Origin of the sequence: Microtetraspora malaysiensis (genome assembly GCF_001528665.1) — a bacterium.
Lineage (GTDB): Bacteria > Actinomycetota > Actinomycetes > Streptosporangiales > Streptosporangiaceae > Microtetraspora_A > Microtetraspora_A malaysiensis.
The window spans coordinates 171,171-190,357 of sequence record NZ_BBYJ01000024.1; the positions used below are offsets into that span (position 1 = coordinate 171,171).

Annotated in this window: 19 protein-coding genes and 2 pseudogenes; 7 read left to right on the forward strand and 14 right to left on the reverse strand. The window is 67.1% G+C overall.

Annotated features, from left to right (window positions below):
* Nucleotides 1-319: 319 nt before the first annotated feature.
* The 5 genes and pseudogenes from AWQ71_RS44705 to AWQ71_RS29220 form a co-directional block, all read right to left on the reverse strand.
* Nucleotides 320-562: pseudogene (locus tag AWQ71_RS44705) on the reverse strand (MmyB family transcriptional regulator); the annotation flags it as partial.
* A gap of 336 nt (nucleotides 563-898) precedes the next feature.
* Complete coding sequence (locus AWQ71_RS29205) at nucleotides 899-1,474, reverse strand: DUF1707 SHOCT-like domain-containing protein (protein ID WP_084259415.1); 576 nt, start codon at nucleotides 1,472-1,474, stop codon at nucleotides 899-901.
* Between the two features lie 120 nt (nucleotides 1,475-1,594).
* Nucleotides 1,595-2,194, reverse strand: coding sequence for a hypothetical protein (locus tag AWQ71_RS29210; RefSeq protein ID WP_084259416.1), 600 nt, complete (start codon nucleotides 2,192-2,194; stop codon nucleotides 1,595-1,597).
* Nucleotides 2,191-2,478 carry a hypothetical protein gene (locus tag AWQ71_RS29215; RefSeq protein WP_067138778.1) on the reverse strand — a complete coding sequence of 96 codons (288 nt, stop codon included), beginning with the start codon at nucleotides 2,476-2,478 and terminating at the stop codon, nucleotides 2,191-2,193. Before AWQ71_RS29215 ends, AWQ71_RS29210 begins: the two co-directional genes overlap by 4 nt.
* A gap of 80 nt (nucleotides 2,479-2,558) precedes the next feature.
* Nucleotides 2,559-2,891 carry a dihydrofolate reductase family protein gene (locus AWQ71_RS29220; RefSeq protein WP_067138779.1) on the reverse strand — a complete coding sequence of 111 codons (333 nt, stop codon included), beginning with the start codon at nucleotides 2,889-2,891 and terminating at the stop codon, nucleotides 2,559-2,561.
* 187 nt (nucleotides 2,892-3,078) lie between these two features.
* Here AWQ71_RS29220 and AWQ71_RS44925 point away from each other — a divergent pair.
* The 5 genes and pseudogenes from AWQ71_RS44925 to AWQ71_RS29235 form a co-directional block, all read left to right on the forward strand.
* Nucleotides 3,079-3,453, forward strand: a pseudogene (locus AWQ71_RS44925) (transposase family protein); the annotation flags it as partial.
* Between the two features lie 98 nt (nucleotides 3,454-3,551).
* Nucleotides 3,552-4,019 (forward strand): transposase, encoded by a 468-nt coding sequence (locus tag AWQ71_RS44010; RefSeq protein WP_245658551.1) that lies wholly within the window; start codon nucleotides 3,552-3,554, stop codon nucleotides 4,017-4,019.
* Nucleotides 4,020-4,087: 68 nt separating this feature from the next.
* The gene (locus tag AWQ71_RS43420; RefSeq protein WP_218002010.1) at nucleotides 4,088-4,399 is read left to right on the forward strand and encodes a transposase; all 312 of its coding nucleotides are present in this window, start codon (nucleotides 4,088-4,090) and stop codon (nucleotides 4,397-4,399) included.
* A gap of 1,198 nt (nucleotides 4,400-5,597) precedes the next feature.
* On the forward strand, nucleotides 5,598-5,909 hold the full coding sequence (locus tag AWQ71_RS29230) for a hypothetical protein (RefSeq protein ID WP_067138781.1): 312 nt from the start codon (nucleotides 5,598-5,600) through the stop codon (nucleotides 5,907-5,909).
* 352 nt (nucleotides 5,910-6,261) lie between these two features.
* Nucleotides 6,262-6,966, forward strand: coding sequence for a YoaK family protein (locus AWQ71_RS29235; RefSeq protein WP_067138783.1), 705 nt, complete (start codon nucleotides 6,262-6,264; stop codon nucleotides 6,964-6,966).
* Nucleotides 6,967-7,482: 516 nt separating this feature from the next.
* Here AWQ71_RS29235 and nicT read toward each other — a convergent pair.
* The 6 genes from nicT to AWQ71_RS29270 all read right to left on the reverse strand — a co-directional run bounded on the left by nicT (nucleotide 7,483) and on the right by AWQ71_RS29270 (nucleotide 11,538).
* Nucleotides 7,483-8,598, reverse strand: coding sequence for a Nickel transporter NicT (nicT, locus tag AWQ71_RS29240; RefSeq protein ID WP_174550772.1), 1,116 nt, complete (start codon nucleotides 8,596-8,598; stop codon nucleotides 7,483-7,485).
* Nucleotide 8,599: 1 nt separating this feature from the next.
* Nucleotides 8,600-8,935, reverse strand: a complete 336-nt coding sequence (locus AWQ71_RS29245; RefSeq protein WP_067138785.1) for an SH3-like domain-containing protein — start codon at nucleotides 8,933-8,935, stop codon at nucleotides 8,600-8,602.
* Entirely contained in the window at nucleotides 8,932-9,639 is a 708-nt protein-coding gene (scnC, locus tag AWQ71_RS29250) for a thiocyanate hydrolase subunit gamma (protein ID WP_067138787.1), read from the reverse strand. The genes AWQ71_RS29245 and scnC overlap by 4 nt, the downstream gene beginning before the upstream one ends.
* Nucleotides 9,636-9,935, reverse strand: a complete 300-nt coding sequence (locus AWQ71_RS44715) for an SH3-like domain-containing protein (RefSeq protein WP_067138788.1) — start codon at nucleotides 9,933-9,935, stop codon at nucleotides 9,636-9,638. The genes scnC and AWQ71_RS44715 overlap by 4 nt, the downstream gene beginning before the upstream one ends.
* Nucleotides 9,935-10,366 (reverse strand): SH3-like domain-containing protein, encoded by a 432-nt coding sequence (locus AWQ71_RS44720; protein ID WP_067138790.1) that lies wholly within the window; start codon nucleotides 10,364-10,366, stop codon nucleotides 9,935-9,937. The genes AWQ71_RS44715 and AWQ71_RS44720 overlap by 1 nt, the downstream gene beginning before the upstream one ends.
* A gap of 338 nt (nucleotides 10,367-10,704) precedes the next feature.
* Nucleotides 10,705-11,538, reverse strand: a complete 834-nt coding sequence (locus AWQ71_RS29270) for a TetR/AcrR family transcriptional regulator (protein WP_067139037.1) — start codon at nucleotides 11,536-11,538, stop codon at nucleotides 10,705-10,707.
* Between the two features lie 209 nt (nucleotides 11,539-11,747).
* Here AWQ71_RS29270 and AWQ71_RS29275 point away from each other — a divergent pair, with 209 nt between their 5' ends.
* Nucleotides 11,748-13,340 carry an MFS transporter gene (locus AWQ71_RS29275; protein ID WP_067138795.1) on the forward strand — a complete coding sequence of 531 codons (1,593 nt, stop codon included), beginning with the start codon at nucleotides 11,748-11,750 and terminating at the stop codon, nucleotides 13,338-13,340.
* A gap of 50 nt (nucleotides 13,341-13,390) precedes the next feature.
* Here the strand turns inward: AWQ71_RS29275 and AWQ71_RS29280 are convergent, their stop codons facing one another.
* From AWQ71_RS29280 to AWQ71_RS29290, 3 genes are read right to left on the reverse strand one after another with little or no spacing between them, the layout of a single operon-like run.
* Nucleotides 13,391-14,383: an ROK family protein gene (locus tag AWQ71_RS29280; RefSeq protein WP_369407222.1), complete on the reverse strand. Its 993-nt coding sequence runs from the start codon at nucleotides 14,381-14,383 to the stop codon at nucleotides 13,391-13,393.
* A 4-nt stretch (nucleotides 14,384-14,387) separates the two neighbouring features.
* The gene (locus AWQ71_RS29285) at nucleotides 14,388-15,860 is read right to left on the reverse strand and encodes a M81 family metallopeptidase (RefSeq protein ID WP_067138798.1); all 1,473 of its coding nucleotides are present in this window, start codon (nucleotides 15,858-15,860) and stop codon (nucleotides 14,388-14,390) included.
* A gap of 13 nt (nucleotides 15,861-15,873) precedes the next feature.
* Nucleotides 15,874-17,022, reverse strand: coding sequence for an ROK family transcriptional regulator (locus tag AWQ71_RS29290; RefSeq protein WP_067138800.1), 1,149 nt, complete (start codon nucleotides 17,020-17,022; stop codon nucleotides 15,874-15,876).
* A gap of 301 nt (nucleotides 17,023-17,323) precedes the next feature.
* Here AWQ71_RS29290 and AWQ71_RS29295 point away from each other — a divergent pair, with 301 nt between their 5' ends.
* Nucleotides 17,324-19,129, forward strand: a complete 1,806-nt coding sequence (locus AWQ71_RS29295; RefSeq protein WP_067138802.1) for a peptide ABC transporter substrate-binding protein — start codon at nucleotides 17,324-17,326, stop codon at nucleotides 19,127-19,129.
* Nucleotides 19,130-19,187 lie beyond the last annotated feature (58 nt).

A 19,187-nucleotide genomic window follows, 5' to 3' on the forward strand; every position in this document is an offset into this window, starting at 1 on the left:
GGCAAGGTCCGCCCGGAAGGAGCGGTGTCCAGGGTGGTGCAGCGCAAGGCGGCGGAGGAGGAGGTCGTAGCGGAGCCTACGGCCGACAATCCCGGGCCCCGCGGAAAGTCCGAGCCTGCGAGGACTTTCCGCGGGTGGGGCGCCAACGCCGCGAGGTGCCACGCTGGGCGGCGCGACGGGGCAAAGATTGCCGGGAGAAGCACTGGCGAACCGCGCACGGATGGTTAGGGAGGGCGGGCCCACAAGGGTCCGCCTTCCCTCGTTTGTCCGTCGGATCTCCCGACCTCAACCCCGCGAGCCGCGCCGGACGTCGAGGTGATCAGGGGGTGCGGCCTCGCACCGGGCTCTCGCTCGGTTGCTCGGTCGTCCACGAGGTGAGGATGCGCAGAGCGTCGTGCGACGGGGAGCCGGGTTCTGCGGTGAGGACCACGAGGCGCTGCCCCGACCCGTCGGGGCAGCGCCTCGTATCGCAGTCAAGCGTGAGATCGCCGACCAGTCGATGACGGTAGTGCTTGGTGCCGTAGCCGGAATTGTTGACGCGATGCTCAGCCCACCAGGTACGGAAGTCGGCGTCCCCATAACGACCTCTACGACAGGAAGCGGTACGCGGACTCCGCCGTCGAAAAGCTCGCCGGTTTCTTCACCGAGAACCTGGGCCAAGCGGCCCGGCAGGTCCCCCTCACCTCGATCCACAAGGCGAGCGGACACTACACCGTCTTCTACAGGATCTAGGACTTCCCATGACAGGCGCACGCGCATTCACGCCACAGGCGCGAGACGCCCACAATCATCAAGAAACAATGGAGGGAAAAGGCGCAGGCCGGTGACCGCCCGGGGACTCGGCACCGATCTCAGCGGCCGTTGCAGGAGAAGCTCCGATAGCCGGCTGGCGGTCGGTTCAGGAAATGTTGTGGTGGTAGCGCACCCAGATGTCTCCGCTGATGTGGCCGGACAACCGCAGCACGACCCCGTCCGGCGACAGAGGTTCGGGCGGCCTGTTGTGCACGCGCAGCAGCCGTATCCATCCGCCGGACGTCATTTCGTCCGACAGCACCTGCCAGCCGACGGGGACCCGGATGACGATGTCCCCGAAAGGCGAATGGCACGACACGTGCATGGCGATTTCCGGGTGCGGGCAGTACGCCTGCCTGAAGTCGACCACGGCGGTACGCCAGGTGCAGTCGAGGTTGAGCCGTGGGGGAACCGTCCACCGCCCGGTCTTCCTGATCGCGCGAAAACCACGGGAATTCAGCCGTAGCAGATCCTGACCGCCGGACGGCGTTACCAGGTGCGTCTGAGGCAAGTCGGCGACGATCGCGTCCAGTTCCTGGAAGGTCCGCGCCTTGTACACGCGATCGAGCCGCTCATTCACCTCCTCGATGCTGATGCGTCCCTCACCCAGGGCGATACGGAGCATCTCGGCAATGCGGTCCCGATCACGGTCACCGGCCCGTAATTCTGACTTCTCATCCATGACAGCAGCCTAATGATCTGTCCATTGGCATCGCCATCCCACGGAAACCGGCAAAATGCGAACCAGCGCGGCCTTGCCCTGCCAGACAGCAGCTCGCGCGAGAACGCATGCGCCTTCCCATCAGTCCTGCTCGGCGGGTTCGTTCAGGCGGCGCTTGTAATAGACCCAGGGAGATTCGAAGTCGGAGGGGACGACGCGTTCCCATCCCTGCTCCTCCATCTGGCGCTGACGGCGGCCCGACGGCCACCACAGCCGTCGGTGTTCCCACACGTCGGGCGAGGCCTCGACGAGGTGAAAGAGGTAGCCGTAGTCGACGGCATGCCACCCGCGCCGGCCTTCCTTCTCCAACGCCTCCATCTCGTTGAAGGCGTGCAGGGGCGTGAGCACCCTGCGGGTGGGGGTGTCCTCCGGCAGCGAGCCCTTGCGGTCGGTGGCCGAGGCGCCGAAACGCTGCTGGGCGGCCTGCCGGCTGATGCCCAGCAGCCGTCCGAGGGCATCCCAGCTGTGCCCGGCGCTACGGGCGCCGGTGATCGACTGGCGCAGCAGTCTGCTGCTCTCCCGCGCGGCGACGCTGGCGGCGGCGACCATGAGCAGGTGGGCGTCCGGGTCGTCGTCGAGCCCCTTGCGCCCCTGCTCGCACGCGGCCAGCACGGCTTCGGCGACAGCCTCTCGGATGGCGTTCACCTGATCGTCGGTGAGATGGGTCCGTGACTCCGTCACTGCCGGTCCCCCTCATCACCGGCGGTGGGAGGCAGCGGCTCCAGTTCCTCCAGGCGGGCGGCGTCGGCCGCGTCGGCGGTGCTGGACTCGGCCGCGCGGCGCGCGGCGGAGGCCGCGGTCACCACCCCCACGATGAAGACCGTGAAGCCGACGACGACGAACAGGACCCACAGCAACGTGCTGTCGAGCGCGGCCTGCAGCGCGAGCAGGGCTCCCATCAGCGGTAGCAGGACGGCGATGGCCAGAAGCCCCGGCGAGAAGGGCCGAGAGGCGCGACGATTCATAGTGTCAAGGATTCATTGACATCCATCCTCTTGTCAAGAGTTCGTTGACATTCCGGTGGAGCGCCGGCCGCGGCTCCCCCTCACGCGTGATGGTTGATCACCTCGTAACACAGCAGCACGTTGTCCGAGCCGCGCCGAGGACGGGAGTCCAGAAGCCGCATCCGCGGGACCGGCCCGCAACTGAAGACCGGGGCGCCCCCGCCGAGAACGGCGGCACCGACCATCAGGTGCAGTTCGTCGACGAGCCCGGCGACGAGCAGGTCGTTCCATGGCGTCCGGCTCCCGAACATCAGGATGTTCTCGCCCGGCAGCTCCTTCAGCTTCTCTACGGCCTGATGCGCGTCCGCCCGTCGCACGATTGTCGTGGTGTCGGTCCACGGCGCCGTGTCGTCCTCGGTCAAGAAGTCGGACACGACGACCTACCGCATCTCGTTGTTGCGCTGACCGATCTCACGGTGCAGATCGGGCCTGATCGGGGTCGAGGCCTGACTGCCCACGCTCGCGGGGCCCGGGATGGGGCCGGCCTCTTGAGGGAGCTCACGGCTCCCGTTGAGCATTTCTGTTGTCTACGCAGAAGATCACAACAGAAGAGCCGCGAGCATGGTCAACAATACGACCCGGCTGCTGGGCCTGGAGGACCTGGCTGTCGTCGACGTCCTTTCAGCAGATGAAGGGGCCGACGGGCCAATCGTGCACCTGGTCACCGCTGACGAGCAGGCCCGGGCCTGCCCAGAGTGCGGGGTGTCCGCGGTCCGGATCAAGGAGTGGGTGACCACTCGCCCGCGTGACCTGCCGGCCGCTGGACGGCGCTGTGACCTGCGCTGGCGCAAACGCCGCTGGTACTGCGACGAGCAGACCTGCCCCAGAGGGACGTTCGCCGAACACGTCGCCCAGGTCCCCGCCCGCGCCCGGCTGACCCGACGATTGCGCCAGGCCGCCGGGACAGCAGTCGCCGACGGCGGGAGGACGATCGTGCAGTCTGCTCGAGACCATGGCGTGTCCTGGCCGGTGGTCTGTGCGGCGTTCACCGCGCACGCCGCCCGCGGCCTGCCTGACCAGCCCGCCCCGTCACGGTGCTGGGGATCGATGAGATCCGCCGTGGCCGACCCCGCTGGACGTGGGACGATCCCGCCGGCAGCTGGCAGACCGTCGTGGATCGATGGCACGTCGGCTTCGTCGATATCTCCGGCGGGCAAGGGCTGCTCGGCCAGTTCGAAGGCCGCACCAGCGCCGCCGTCACCGGCTGGCTCGGCCACCGCAGCCAGGCCTGGCGTGATGGCGTGGCGTTCGTCGCGATCGACATGTGCACCGTCTTCAAATCCGCCATCCGCACCGCGCTACCTCAAGCCAGGCTCGTGGTCGATCATTTTCACGTGGTCCAGTTGGCCGATCAGGCCGTCACTGAGGTCCGCCGCCGCGTCACCGTTCAGGTCCGGGGCAGGCGTGGGCGCAAGGGCAGCCGCGAATGGGAACTGCGTAACCGGCTGACACGATCAGCTCCTCCCGGGTGCGCGGCTCGCAGCTCGACCGATGGTCGATGACCCGATGGCGTTGCCGAAGCGGCTCGGAGTGCCGATCCTGGCCGCGTGGAACGCCAAGGAGGACCTTCTTGACCTGCTCGTTGGCGCGCACACATCCCGCTCGTGCCGTTATCGCCGACCGGCTGTTCCGCTTCTACGACGGCTGCGCGGCCTCCGGCCAGCCCGAACTCGAGCGACTGGCGAGCACGGTCGAGGCCTGGTGGCCTGAAATCCTCGCGTTCATCCAGACAGGCATCACCAACGCGTGCTCTGAAGGGACCAACCGCGTGATCAAGACGGTCACCCGCGACGCGTACGGGTTCCGTAATCCCGAGAACCAGCGGTTACGTACCCGCTGCGCCACTACCCGACGAAGCCGCGGACTCCTTGATCCCGCTTAACTTCGAAGAGCCGCTATCGGTCGTAAGCCGCTACGCGCCCTCCCGCTGATCACATAGCGTCACGACCGGCAATCAACAGCCGACTTTGAAATCGCCCTGTGAAGTTCCCGAGCCAGTAAAGGAGCTTCGCAAAAAGATTTCAGTCAGAAACAAGCAAGGCAAGTCTCAAGCTTCGGCTTCAGTCCGAAGGCGCGAGCCCCTTTCATACAGCTCCGGCTGATCCAGCAAAGCACTACCAGGCTTGGCATCGCAATCGGTCAGACTGGCCCGCCAGCCAGATGCACAGTAAGAGAGATTTGCACCGCTCAAGGATAGGTGAACGGGAGCCGGTCTCCCAAGCGGGTGAGTTCGTGCGGCGAGAACGTGCCACACGGACGTCCCCGAACACCTCCGAAGCGATTCTTTACCAGATATTTCACGCAGGGAGTGATGTGATCTTTTTGGCCAACCATGGCAGGCGATTGGATAGATCCGGCGTCACGCCGAGGGCCGTGCGATAAGATTTGAACCCTGCGGCAATATTTCCAACCGAAATAAATTTAGATGACTTGTTGGAATTTCCGTATACGCGTCGGGGGATTTCGTGGACCATGCGGATGATGATAAAGGGGGCGTTCGTCGCAATGAATCACCGCGGGGAATCGCGCAGAGGTCACATGAAATCCTTTCGGTGCTCCGGTCCGCCGACCGAAACCGCGGCTGCCTGATCACGGTGTGCCGAGGCTGTTGCTGCGGCACGGAGCGGAAGCACCCCGACGTCGATCACCAGGGTCAGGTAAACCTGCTCAACAGGGGCCTGAATGCCCCTTGCCGCATCCGGTTCAGCGAGTGCCTCGGGCCCTGCCTGCAGTCGAATGTCGTGATCGTCAGCCCATCGGCGTACGGACGCCTTGCGGGCGGCCGCCCGATCTGGCTAGGTCTTGTCCTGGACAACGCCGTCATCGAGGACATCCTCGTCTGGGTAAACGCCGGCGGTCCCGGAATAGTAGATCTGCCGCCCATTTTGGAGTTACACGCGTTCAAATATGTGCGACGCCGACACGAAACCACCGAGCCTGGAAATAGTGCGAGCCTTCCCGGCAAGATCTAACGCGCGGAACCGGAAAGGATATTTTGGGCTTGCCCTCATACGTCGCGGGGATACCTGAAGTGCTTAAGGAATCTCAAGCGACTTCTCGATCGTTCGGAGAGAAAGCCCATGGTCGAGTTCGAGAAAAGACTGGCATGCGTCATCGCGTCGGACGGCTCCGTAGTTCGCGGTTACCTGATCGATGGATGCCAATTCGACGGAACCAACACGTACACCCTCCGCTGGAAAGTTCCGCTCCAGGGCGAGGCGAAGACAAACTTCGCTGGCACGATCGGCAGCGTCGAGGCCGAACCGGTCCGGCCTGGGTTGATCACGGTTGGCCTGGGGGGCACGCCGAGCGAAATGAAGGTGCACACCTTCGACGTGGACGGCACGCCTGCGCCGCGGTCGTTCCACCTGGTCTGCTTCCGGGATCAGTAAACGCAGGCTTCCGGGGACCCCGAGCCTATGCGTGACGACAGGTTTTTAATTCAGCGAGGGGACGAGGTATGTGCGCTAACTACGCACACGGCGGATCGACTCTGCCCTGAACACGTCCCGGTTCGCCGCGAAGTGAGTCGCCGCTGTCTTCCGAATCTCGTTCGCCTGCTCGGCTCAACGTCACACCGTAGCCTCCCAAACTCCGCTGACTCCTGCGTTGCGGTTCCCGACCCGGACTCGGCATGGTCACTGTGGGTGATACGGATGTTCCGGATGGATAGGAACGCTGCATGACCAGCGTGGAACATCCCATGAACTCCCAGCCAGTCGACGACCGGGGGCGCTAGAGCACATGACCGACTCCCAGCGCCCGGGCGGTCACCGTCTCACTCTGCTGGCCGTCATCCTCACCGTCGGCGCAGGAGCCGTGGATGCCGCCTGCTTCATTCGGCTCGGCGGAGTGTTCAGCAGTGTGGTCACCGGCAATCTCGTGCTGCTGGGGTACGCGATCAGCGGACTGATCATGGATGTGGCCTTACGCACCGTCGTCGCCGTCGGCGGATATATCTCCGGAGTCGCCATTGGCACTGGCATTACGGGCCCCCCGAAGGAGGACATGCCGATTTGGCCGGTCAAGGTAACGATGGCACTCATGCTCGAGTTCGCATGTCTGATCTTGTTCTCAACCGGCTGGGTGCTGACGGGAGGACGTCCTGATGGGATCGTCGCCTTCGCTCTCCTTGCACTGGCCGCGGTCGCTATGGGATTGCAGAGTGCTGCGATGCGAGGGCTTGGGGGACATGCCGCCCTGTCCACCACTTACCTGACAGGAACCCTGACCGGGTTGGTCGCCGCAATGCTGATGCCGCGGCGGAGCGGCCGTCTGGACTCCCGCGGGATGGCCATCCTGGCAGCGCTCACCATTGGAGCGGCCATCGGCTCCCTGCTCGTCGTTAACGCCCCGCCCGTTTACCCGATTGTCCCACTAGTCATGCTGGGATCCGTCATAGCGGCTGCAGTCATACGGCGTGCCCGGGAAAGCGCCGATTCCTCGTGACGACGGTTCGGCTCACTTCGATCTATGAGAGCTACCGCGTCGCCGTTCGGCAGACTCGGGACTGCTAGCCGCCGGCAGGTGAGCACCTCCTCGATCTGGACCCAGAGTCCTGGTGAAAGACCGTGCCGCCCCTGCCGGTAGCCGGGTGAGTTGATCGCTGATGGGATGCCGTGTCGCCCCCTGGGCGTGAGCACTGATTCATTACCGCACCGGGCCCGCGTCTTGAGTCGTACCTGATCACCGTTCGGATGTTCGGCCGGGCCCTAGTTATGCACCACCGAGTTCACCAGACCCGCTATCAAGCGTCGGCACGACTGGGGCTCAGTGCAGGGGGGAAGACTTTGCCCGCCGCGTGCCTCGCCTCGTCCGCCCTCGAGGAAGGAACAGGACTCCGCTTCGCGAACATCCTGCCGTCAGATCTCACCGGCAGGGTCCCGACGTACGCCTACGCGCTCTTCCAGCTCACCTTCCCGAACACACGGGCCGCCGCGGGCAGCTCACCGCGGCGCCCCGGTTCTACCGGCCGAGGGCGGACGTCTCCGCCTCCGTGAACCGCTCCTCGAGCCGGAACATGTGCCAGTAGCCGATCGACGCGGCCCAGACGACGACGAACAGGCCCACGATGACGAAGCCGATGTTGTTGAGGTTCAGGCCGGCGATCCACGTCGTCACCGCGTTGTCCAGGCCGAGGCTGTCGCGCAGGATCCCGATGAGCTCGATGGATCCGATGATGAGCGCGACGGCCACCGAGAGCCCGGTGATGGTGATGTTGTAGTAGACCTTGCGGGCCGGCTTGGCGAACGCCCAGCCGTATGCGAAGTTCATGAAGGTGCCGTCGATCGTGTCGAGCAGCGTCATCCCGGCGGCGAACAGCAGCGGCAACACGAGAATCACATGCCAGGGCAGGCCGCCGACCGCGCCGGTCCCGGCAAGCACGAGCATGGTGACCTCGGTCGCGGTGTCGAATCCCAGCCCGAACAGCAGCCCGAGCGGAAACATCTGCGCCGGATGGCGGATGGACCGGGTGAGCCGGCCGAGGAAGCGGTTGAGGAATCCACGGCTGTCGAGCCGTGCCTCCAGCTCGGCCTCGTCGAATTCACCCCGCCGCATCTTCCGGAAGACCTTCACGATGCCGATCAGGGGCGCCAGGTTGAGCACGCCGATGAGGCAAAGGAACCCGGCTGAGACGCTGGTTCCTATGAGGCTGAGCACGTGGTGCGTCATCGACGTATCCGACGTCAGCCGGCCGAGCCCGTGGGCTCCCGCCATGATGACCAACGCGAGGATCATGACGACGCTGGAGTGTCCCAGCGCGAACCAGAACCCGACCGACACCGGCCGTCGCCCGCCGTCGTTCATGAGCTTGCGCGTGGTGTTGTCGATCGCCGCGAGGTGATCCGCGTCGAACGCGTGACGCAGGCCGAGGGTATACGCCGTGACGCCAAGCCCGAATCCGAAGACCTGGGAGCCGATCGTGTAGTGCCCGGGAAGCACGCCGAGCAGCAGCGTCCCCCAGGCGGCGACATGAAGAAGGACGATCACCGCGAAGATCGCGCCGAAGCGGGTCCAGTCGCTTCGGGTGATGCCGTTTCCGGAGTTCGCGGTGACCGTCCCTGCCCTGTGTGGGGGCACGTCACTCCCTTTCCAGGCGCGCGCGCACCTCTTTCATCTTGGACTTGAGCTCGTCCTGGTCGATGACGCTCCTATCCATGAGCGAGTGCGCGACCACCACCACGGAGCGCGCGTGGACCGGGAACCGGCTGTAGACGGTCTCTCCGAGACGGTCCTCGGCCTGGCGTCGCTCCAGGTTGTCCAGGGAGCCTCTCCAGGAGAGGCACTCGCAGGTCGCCTGCATGGCCGACTCCCAGGGAGCGGGCACCCGCTCGCCGCACTGCAGGGCGGTGTCGGTCCTCTCGTCGGCGGCGTCGAGGGCGTCCAGCAGCACCTCGTACGGCTTGGCCTCGCTCACTTCCGGCCCCCCTTGCCCTTGGCCTGGGAGGGCGTCGCCTGCGACGGCACCTGCTGGGCGGTCCAGTCAGGACGTGGAAGCGCCACACCGATCATGCAGTCGCGGGTGACGATGGCGGCGAGCTGCTCCTCGCTCCAGCCCTCGGTTCCTTCGGGGCGCATGGGCATCACCATGAACCGGGACTTCTGGTTGGAGTCGTGTACGCGCACCTCGACGTCCGGAGAGAGGTGCAGGCCGAACTCGGCGAGGACCTCGCGCGGCCAGCGGACCATCCGGCGGCGGTAGTTCGGCGTCCGGTACCAGTCCGGAGACATCCCGAGCACGGGTCGCGGATAGCAGGAGCAGAGAGTGCAGACGATCACGTTGTGCAGCTTCGGCGTGTTCTCCAGCACGTAGAAGAAGGTGTAGTCGCTGGGCGTCCCCTGGCCGGTCGGCTCCAGCCAGTTGAGCCCCACTTCCTTGCACGCCTCCGTGCCGTTCGTCAGCAACCGCTCCTTGAACGCGGGATCGACCCAGGCCTTGGCGACGAGCTTGGAGCCGCCGTGCGGCCCGCGGCTCTCCGCCCATTCCGAGAACCTGCGGTGGTCCTCGGCGGAGAACAGCCCCTTCTCGATCGCAAGTTCACGCACCGCGAGCTCGAGCACCTCGAACTCGCTTAGCTGCCCCGATTCCTGGATCGGTGCGTGGCCGTGCGTCGTGCTCATTTACGCTCCTTACCGGCTGGCATCAGCCAGCTTTCCGAGAATTCCGATTCGAGCGTGTCGACGTCGAATCCGGTGTAGTCCGGCCAGAGCTCCTTCTGGTTGAACCGGACAACGTAGAACGGCTCATGGCGGCCGTTCTCGAGAATGCCGAACGCCTCGTCCTCCGGAACTATCCATTCCGGCCGGGTGTCGACGACGGTGCCCGTGCTCCCGCGGGCGTAGCCCTGGGTGCGGGTGTGGAACAGGGTCGTCGCGTCACGTACGGTTACCCGGTCGCCGATCTTGTATCGGCCCATCACTTCTTCCTCTTCGTCAGGCGGTCCCGGACCTCGTCGATCTTCTTGCCGAGCTCGTCGGTGGTGATGAGGCCCTGGTCGATGAGCGACTTCGTCGCCACCGTGATCCACCGGGCGTAGTAGGGAAGCCCGAAGTACTGGGTCATCCCGAGGTCGTTCTCGCGCCGCCGCCGTTCTTCGGAGTTCCACACGCCCCGCCACCCCAGGCACTCGCACGTGACGTACGTGTTCATCTCCCAGGGCTCCTCGCCCTTCTCTGTGAACGGCACGGGCGTGTCCGGCTGGCCGCCGACGTCGTGCAGCACGTGGCGGAGCACGCTGTACAGCTCGTTCGAGATCGTGTACGGCGAGTCCAGCAGCAGGCGGTCCACCGGATTCAGGTTCGAGACCTGGCGCTGCAGAGTGTCATATTGCGTCGGTGTCGATCCCATCTACATCTCCGTTCTTTCGGAGAGGTTGGTCGTGACGTCGATACCCAGGGGGCGTCGCGGCCCTCGCGCGCGGCGCATTGTTGACGTGTCCGGTCGCCGTTCTTTACCGAGATTCACTGACGCCGACGAGTAATCACCGCTGGTGGTGGTTTCTCAAGGCCAAGAACCTACGATGAGAGGTGATGTCCCCTTGCGTGGTGAACTGCGCCGGGGTGTCCGGGCGGGCGACCTTCGTTCGCGAACCCGCGATGTCCACCCACCGGATGTCGGTCAGCCCCGAGGCGAAGGCCGACTGAGACCAGACGATTGACTCCACGGGATCGCCCGCGGATCGAAGCTCAGGCATCGATGCCTCGTCTCGCGAGATCGGCTGCGATGCCGTCCAGGACACCGGCAAGACCTGCGGCGAACAGGGCGTCGAGGTCCCAGGGGTCGGCACCGGCGCGCATCGCGAGGGCGAGGCGGGGATACGCCCCCGGTGCGTAAAGCGGATTCTGTGCGTCGTCTGAGGCTTTCGTTCCCTGGACCCGGGCGACTTCCGCTTGCCGTTCCGCCTCTACATCGCTGACGTAGGTCAGCGCCACGCCCTGCACGTAGGAGGCGAACATGAACATGTACCGGAAAGCATCGGCAGGTTCGAGGTCGAGCCCGTCGAATGCGGAGAAGGCGCTTTCACTGTCCGCCGCGAGAGCCGGGCTGAAGTGCGCGCGGGTTGTCACCATGACCCTCGGCAGGATCCACGGATGGCGGTGATACAGGTCCCAGTCACGGTATGCGGCGCGTTCAAGACCGTGACGCCAGTCCCGCGGCGCCGTGTCGGGCAAGGGCACGTCAGCCAGCGCGGCCTCCACCATCAGGGCCACCAGATCATCCTTCGATGACACATGCCGATACAAGGACATGGTGCTCGCACCGAGGTCCATGGCGACGCGGCGCATCGACAGCGCGTCGAGCCCTTCCGCGTCCGCGATGGCGATCCCGGCTCGCACGACGCGCTCAACGGTGAGATGCGGCGCGCTGTCATCACGCTCCGGGACGTCGGCCGGCGCTTCCGCCCTGCGTGACCGATACGCCTTCGCCTGGCACGCGCGGGAGCAGTAGAGCCTCGGCCGTCCCCGTTCGGCGGACTCCAGCGACTTTCCGCATGACGCGCATGCCAGTTGCACCGACATCACCGCACCCCTTTCGTCACACCACAAGGCTTGTGACGAAATTCTAGCCCGCCGATGGAGTCGATGCACAGAGCAGGGCGATATCCCAGGTCAGAATGCTGTTGTGACGGTGCTGCGTGCGTGCGTATCCTGTACGCCGCGTGCGTGTACAAAGTACGCGCCGGGCGATCGACTCCGACCCCGGCCGACACGACTCAGGAACAACGGAAATGACTGAAGAAGAAAGAACAGCCGGAGTCAGGGAGTGGGTCGGGCTCGCCGTCCTGGTGCTGCCCTGCGTACTGGCGTCCATGGATATGTCCGTCATGTTCGTCGCACTCCCCTCCCTGACGGCCAACCTCAGGCCGAGCAGTTCCGAACTGCTGTGGATCATGGATGCTTACGGCTTCCTCCTTGCCGGCCTGCTCATCACCATGGGCACACTCGGTGACCGGATCGGACGGCGACGGGTGCTTCTCGCAGGCGCCGCAGCCTTCGGCACCGCCTCTGTCCTGGCGGCCTACTCGACCAGTCCCGGGACGCTCATCGCCGCCCGCGCGCTCCTGGGCGTCGCCGGATCCACGCTGGCGCCGTCCACGCTCTCCCTGATCCGGAACATGTTCCACGACGCCAGACAACGGGCCACCGCGGTCGGCGTCTGGACGGCGGGCTTCGCGGGCGGTGCCGTATTCGGCCCGATCATCGGCGGTCTGCTGCTGGAGCACTTCTGGTGGGGATCGGTCTTTCTGATCAACGTGCCGGTGATGGTCCTGCTCCTGGTCCTCGGCCCGCTGCTGCTCCCCGAGTACCGCGATCCCACGCCAGGCCGTTTCGACCTGCTCGGCGCCGCCCTGTCCATCGTGGCCGTGCTCGGCGTCATCTACGGCATCAAACAGATGGCAGAGCACGGCTTCGGGTGGATCCCCCTGGCCTACTGCGCCGCCGGACTCGCCGTGGGGGCCGCATTCGTCCGCCGCCAACGCGTGACCGCGAACCCGATGATCGACCTTGCGCTGCTCCGCACACGCCGGTTCAACGTGCCCTTGCTCATCGACGCGCTGGCGACGTTCGGACTGGTCGGCTTCAGCCTGTTCAACTGGCAGTTCATGCAACTCGTCCTGGGCATGGGACCGCTCGAGTCAGCCCTGTGGTCCTTGCCCACCTTTCTCGTGATGCCCCTGGGCATCGCACTGGCCACCGCGCTCGCGCCCCGCATCGGTAAACCCAAGGTGATCGCCGCCGGGCTGCTCGTGGCAGCCGCCGGCTACGCCATGCTGACCCTGGTCCACGCCGGTTCGGGAATCGTCCACCTCGTCAGCGCCCTGACCGTTGTCGCGATCGGCATCGGCGGGGTCTCCGCCGTGGTCACCGATGTGATTCTGTCCGCCGCACCACCGGAGCGGGCCGGGATGGCCTCCGCCATGGCCGAGACCTCGGCCGAGTTCGGCGGGGCCCTGGGCATCGCGATCCTGGGCAGCATCGGCACCGCCGTCTACCGTTCGGAACTGGCCGCGAAGGCTCCCGACGCCCTCACATCCAAGGAGTTGGAGGCAGCGCGGGACACGCTCGGCGGCGCAGTCGACACCGCCGCGACTCTCCCGGAGGGCACCGCCGAAGCCCTGCGAAACGTAGCATTCGACGCCTTCGCCCGAGAAATGCGGATCGCCTCGGTGGTCAGTGTCGTTCTGATGGCGGCCGCGGCCGTCCTCATCGCCACCCTGCTCCGCACCGCACCCGCCCGCCCCGGATCCGAAGCCCCGGAATCCGCACCAGAACAGACCGGCCGGGACCAAGCGGGCGACCTGGCCTCCACGGCAACCTGATCGTGAGCTCCGGCCTTCCGCCGGGCGCAGAAGGGGCTGCGGGGCCGGAGTCACCCGCTTCGGGGCACCTCACTCCCCTGGTTCTGCGCGCCCCAGCCCTCCGGTACGGCCAGGCCCGCCGCGCGCCGGGCCAGGATCGCGGCGCCCACCTGCGCCGCCCGGGCCCCGAAGGCGGAAGGAAGCAGCGTCGGCGCCGCCCGCCAGGCGAGAGCCGACTGCAGTGTGGCGCGCACCTGGTCGAACAACTGCGCGCCGGCCTCAGCGAGTCCACCCCCGAGAACGATGCAGGCGGGGTCGAGGGTAAGGGTGAGGGTGGCCAAGGCGGTCCCCAGCGCATGAGTGGCGGTGTCCCACACCGAGCGGGCGAGCGGGTCGGTGCACGTGGCCTCGGCGATGGCCCGGCTGTCCAGCCCCGGCGTGCCTCCGAGCCGGATGTAGCGCCGGGCCAGACCGCCGGCGGAAGCGTACACCTCCAGGCACCCGCGCTGCCCGCACGCGCACGACTCGCCGCCGGGGTGGACCGGCATGTGACCGACCTCCCCCGCCGACCAGTCCGCGCCCGCCACCGGCTCGCCGTTCAGCACCACGGTGGCGGCGATGCCCGTTCCCAGCGGCAACATCAGGAAGTTGTCCAGGCCGCGGGCCGCCCCCGAGACCACCTCGGCGACGCCTGCGGCCCGGACGTCATGGCCGACCGCGACCGGCAGCCCGAGGTCGTCGCGGATGAGCGTCCGCAGCGGCACGTCACGGAACCTGATGTTCGACGCGTACCGCACCACCCCGGCGGCCTCGTCGACGATCCCCGGCGTGACCACCCCGATGCCGGCGGGGACGGCGCCGAGGGCCAGCGCGTCGCTGTTCAGCTGCCGGCACAGACCCCGCAACGCCTCGACCGGGCTCGTGTCGGCCTCCGCGGGCGACGGCACGACCACGGAGTGCCGGATCCGGCCCTCCTCGCCGACCACCACCCCTTTCATCGTCGTGCCTCCGACATCCACGGCGAGCACACAGGGACCCGCGGACGGCACATCCGTATGTGTCACGTGATCACCGGGTCACCACGGTGAGGTCCGCGGCGAAGTCGCGGTCCAGGGGGAACACCGGTCGCACCACATGCCGGTACGGCAGACGCCCGAGGTCCTGGTCGACACCGCCCGGCGTCAGCGCGAGCAGCCAGTCTCCCGCCGCGTCGAACAACTCGGGTTCGAGATAGCCGATCTTCACGACGACAAGATCCATGTCGCCGGCCGTGATGCCGAGCCGGGCGTAGGAGGCCAGCTCGGAGTACTGCATGCGACGGGACGTGACGAACACGCTGAGCCCGCCCACGCGCACGCTCGCGCACCGCCCGCCGGCGGGGTCCTCGGCGACCGCCTCCAGGACGCCGTCGAGCTGGAGCGGGCCCGGGTCGCGCGGGTCGATCCGGCCGCCGACGCGTACCCGGACCGGTGAACCGAGCGGCTGGCCGGCGACCTGCGCCACCGCCTCCGGATCGACCAGCGAGGCGTACACCGCACGGAGGGAGCCGTCACGGATCTGCGGGCGGGCCAGCATCCGCTCGAGGGCGAAGGTGACGTCGTCGGCGCCGCCGGCGCCCGGGTTGTCTCCGGAATCGCTGATGAAGAACGGGCGGCGGGAGGGGTCTGCCACCGCGGCGACCGCGACGTCGAGGCACTCGTCCATCGAGCCGGTCGGGGCGACGAACGCGAACTCGTCGCGCGCCGACCAGAAGTGCTCACCGAGCTCGCCGGCCGCCTTCTCCGCGGCGGCGGCGTCGGTGCCGGTAACGACCACCGCTCCGCGGCAGCGGGGCTGGTCGGCCCAGGCGAAACCGATCCAGACCGCTGCGTCGATCACCCCTTCCCGGGCTTCGATCTCGGGGATGCGCGCGTACAGCCCGCGGGCCGGCTCGATCCGGGTGCTGGTCATCTCGCCGGGCAGGAGGATCGGCACGTGGACGAGGGCCTTGTGCGGACGCTGTCCGCGGCGCAGCGCGTCCACGAGGTTGCGGGCCGCGCGCTCGCGGGTCTCCCACACGTCGACGTGGGGGGCGGTGCGGTAGCAGGTGAGCAGGTCACAGCCTTCGAACAGGACGGATGAGACGTTGCCGTGCAGGTCCATGGCGGCGGAGATGTACGGCTCCGGCCCGATCAGCGACCGGATGGCGGTCACGAGGTCGCCCTCGGCGTCCTCCCGCCCGACGACGCTCATCGCGCCGTGGATGTCGAGCAGGACGCCGTCCACCCGGCCTGCCTCGGCCAGCTTGTCCAGGATCTCCGTCGACCAGGCGTCGTAGGCGGCGGGGTCGACCACGCCGCCCGGGAGAGCCCGTGCGTGCACGAGGGGCACCCACTCGATGTCTCCGGCCCAGGGGGGCCGGACGGGCGAGAGCCAGTCGTAGCGCGCCAGCAACGCATCGTCACGGGTGACGTCGAAGTCGTCGGCGGTGCTCAGGTGGGGCGAGAAGGTGCTGGACTCGATGTGTATGCCGCCGATGGCGATGCGGAGGGAGCGGGGCACTGACGGGGTCTCCTCAGGAAAGCGGGACATCGGCCACCGTGCGCGCCAGATGCCCGAGGCCGGCAAGGGCGGCATCCGGGCCCGCGACGCTGGCCTCGATGGACAGAGACTGGGTCATGGACGGCAGGCAGCACTCGTAGAGCACTCCTCGGGCGGCCGCCATGTAGACGTCGAGGCTGGAGAGCGCTCCACCGATGACGACCGCGTCGGGGTTGAGGAAGTTGACCAGGCCGGACAGCGCCACTCCGAGCAGCTCGCCGGCGCGGCGCACCATCGTCACCACAGTGGGGTCGGCGTCCACGGCGGCGGCGATGACGTCGCGAGTCGTGGTCACCGGCAGGCCCTGCTCCTTGAGCTGCTGGACCAGGGCGGCGCCGCTGGCGACGGTTTCCAAACAGCCGCGTCTGCCGCATGAGCAGTGGCGCTCGCCGCTGTCCGCCACCCTTCCGTGGGTGAGGTCGCCGCTGAGGCCGCGGCTGCCGCGGTAGACCTGGCCGCCGCTGACCAGGCATCCGCCGATGCCGGTGCCGGCCTTCACGTAGATCATGTCGCCGGTGTCCCGGCCGCGGGTGATGTGCTCGCCGATCGCCGCGGCCTTGGCGTCGTTCTCGACGACCACCGGCACGTCGAAGCGTTCCTTGAGGTCGGCCTGCGCGTCGACGCCGCTCCAGCCGGGCATTCGTGCGGGCCCGACCAGACGACCGCTCGGGAACCTGACCGGACCCGGGAGAGCCACGCCGACCCCGAGCAACGCCTGACCGGGGGCTTCCGCCGCCCGGATCCGCGTGAACTCCTGGGCGATCGCGTCGAAGACCTTCTTGGGTCCGGCGGCGATGTCGATGGCGACCTCTTCGGCCGCGAGCAGTCGTCCGTCCAGCGAGGAGAGGCCGACGCGGGCATGCCGGCCGCCCAGCTCGGAGACGGCGAAGACACCGTCGGTCTCCCGCAGCCGCAGGATCCGCGGCCGTCGTCCCCCTGTGGAACGGCCCACGCCCTCCTCCAGGATGACGCCCTCGTCCAGCAGGCGCCGCACCAGCCCGGAGACCGTCGAGGGGGCGACCCGCAACGCCTCGACGAGGTCGGTGCGGGAGGTGGCCTCGCCGCTGGCCAGCAGGTTGAGGGTCTGCTCGCGCAAGCTGGCGGAGATCGACGGGTCCGACATACCTCTCCTTCTCGTGGCTGGTCTTCCGGCGCTGCCCACCACAGGGCCGCCGCGGTCCCCAATCATGGACCACGCGTACGGCATCGAAAGATCTTCAGCAACTTCCATCGTGCCCGAAATAAATACGCGAAACAAGTCGACTTATTTTCGTTGACTACCTACATCCTGCGTAATACATTCTGCGAACCATCGCTTGAAGATCCGGTCGACGGGACACCACTTCCTGGCCCCCAACACTTGCGACAGCCGAGCGAGGCATCCCCCGCGTGCCCGGTCACGTGCACATCAATCGAGGAGACCCATGAGGAGTAGATTCCACTGGCGCGCACTCCGCGGCACCGCGGTCACCGCCGGCGCGATCGCCATCGGCCTGGGCCTGGCCGCCTGCGGCGGCACCAGCTCACCGAAGAGCGCTCAAGGTGGGAGTCAGGGCAAGGACTCGGTGACCGTCGCCCTTCGCACGCCCAACTGGATCCTGCCCATCTCGGCGCCCGGCTTCACCCAGGGTGAGAACGCCATCTTCAGCGGGGCGCAGTACCGCCACCTGTACGAGTACCAGCTGGACGGCTCGGCGAAGTACAACATCGACCCCGCGCGGTCGATGGCCGACCCGCCCGAGGTGAGCGACGGCGGCAAGACTCTGACGATCACCCTGAAGGACAACACGTGGTCGGACGGCAAGCCGATCACCACCCGCGATGTGCGGTTCTGGTACGACCTCGTCAGCGCGAACAAGGACAAGTGGGCGTCCTACCGGGCCGGCGGCTTCCCCGACAACATCGCCGACTTCACCGTCAAGGACGAGAAGACCTTCTCGCTGACGACGACGAAGGTCTACAACACCGCATGGTTCGTGGGGAACCAGCTCAACCGCATCGTGCCGCTTCCGCAGCACGCGTGGGACAAGGACTCCGCGACGGCGAGCGTGAGCGACCTCTCCAGCACCCCGGCCGGCGCCGGCAAGGTCTTCGACTTCCTCACCGCGGCGTCGAAGGATCCCAAGACCTACGCGACCAACGAGCTGTGGAAGGTCAACAGCGGCGCGTGGAAGCTGGAGAAGTACGTGCCGAACGGCGAGGTCGTCTTCGCCGCGCAGCAGAACTACTCCGGCGGCGACAAGCCGAAGGTCCCCACGGTGGTGTTGCGGCCCTTCACCAGTGACGACGCCCAGTTCAACGTGCTGCGCGCCGGTGAGATCGACTACGGGTACGTCCCCGCGGGCAACCTGTCGCAGCAGAAATACCTCGAGTCCAAGGGCTACACGATCTCGCCCTGGTACGGGTGGTCCATCACCTATCTGCAGCTGAACTACAACAACCCCACGTCCGGGCCGCTGTTCAAGCAGCTGTACCTGCGCCAGGCGATGCAGATGCTCATCGACCAGCCGACGATCAGCAAGGTCGTCTGGTCCGGCACGGCCGCGCCGACGTGTGGTCCCGTACCCCCCAAGCCGGGCACCGGCGAGGCCGGCGACGGGTGCGCCTATTCGTTCGACCCCGCCAAGGCCAAGGAGCTGCTGGAGAGCCACGGATGGAAGGTGGCCCCGGACGGGGAGACGACCTGCGAGAAGCCGGGCACCGGCGCGGACCAGTGCGGGGAGGGCATCGCCGCCGGCACTCCGCTGCGCCTGACGGTCACCAGCCAGACCGGCTTCGCCGCGACGACGAAGATGTTCGCCGAGATCAAGTCGCAGATGGCCAAGGTCGGCATCCAGCTGACCATCAAGGAGGTGCCCGACTCGGTCGCGGTGACTCCGGCCTGCAAGCCGTCGGAGGCGAGCTGCTCGTGGGACATGTCCTTCTTCGGTTCCCAGGGCAGCTGGTACTACCCGGCCTTCGCCAGCGGTGAGCGGCTCTTCGCCACCGACGCGCCGGTCAACCTCGGCAGCTACAGCGACCCCGAGGCCGACAAGCTCATCGAGGCGACGCAGTTCTCCGGCGACGAGAGCACGCTCAAGGCCTACAACGACTTCCTGGCCAAGGACCTGCCGGTGCTGTGGATGCCGAACCCCGTCTACCAGATCTCGGCGTACCGGTCGGATCTGCAGGGGGTCGCGCAGGACCCGCTGAACAACATGTTCTTCCAGGACTGGTCCTGGAAGAACTGACACACCGACCGTCGGGCTCCGGTGGCACCCTGACGAGGCCACCGGAGCCCCTCGAAAA

Excerpts from the sequence above, each read along its gene's own strand:
- AWQ71_RS29290 (WP_067138800.1), bottom strand. The coding sequence starts at position 17,022 with ATGTCGGACCCGTCGATCTCCGCCAGCTTGCGCGAGCAGACCCTCAAC.
- AWQ71_RS29295 (WP_067138802.1), top strand. The coding sequence starts at position 17,324 with ATGAGGAGTAGATTCCACTGGCGCGCACTCCGCGGCACCGCGGTCACC.
- AWQ71_RS44720 (WP_067138790.1), bottom strand. The coding sequence starts at position 10,366 with ATGGGATCGACACCGACGCAATATGACACTCTGCAGCGCCAGGTCTCG.
- AWQ71_RS29275 (WP_067138795.1), top strand. The coding sequence starts at position 11,748 with ATGACTGAAGAAGAAAGAACAGCCGGAGTCAGGGAGTGGGTCGGGCTC.
- AWQ71_RS29205 (WP_084259415.1), bottom strand. The coding sequence starts at position 1,474 with ATGGATGAGAAGTCAGAATTACGGGCCGGTGACCGTGATCGGGACCGC.
- AWQ71_RS44715 (WP_067138788.1), bottom strand. The coding sequence starts at position 9,935 with ATGGGCCGATACAAGATCGGCGACCGGGTAACCGTACGTGACGCGACG.
- AWQ71_RS29235 (WP_067138783.1), top strand. The coding sequence starts at position 6,262 with ATGACCGACTCCCAGCGCCCGGGCGGTCACCGTCTCACTCTGCTGGCC.
- AWQ71_RS29270 (WP_067139037.1), bottom strand. The coding sequence starts at position 11,538 with ATGTCGGTGCAACTGGCATGCGCGTCATGCGGAAAGTCGCTGGAGTCC.
- AWQ71_RS29215 (WP_067138778.1), bottom strand. The coding sequence starts at position 2,478 with ATGAATCGTCGCGCCTCTCGGCCCTTCTCGCCGGGGCTTCTGGCCATC.
- AWQ71_RS29230 (WP_067138781.1), top strand. The coding sequence starts at position 5,598 with ATGGTCGAGTTCGAGAAAAGACTGGCATGCGTCATCGCGTCGGACGGC.
- scnC (WP_067138787.1), bottom strand. The coding sequence starts at position 9,639 with ATGAGCACGACGCACGGCCACGCACCGATCCAGGAATCGGGGCAGCTA.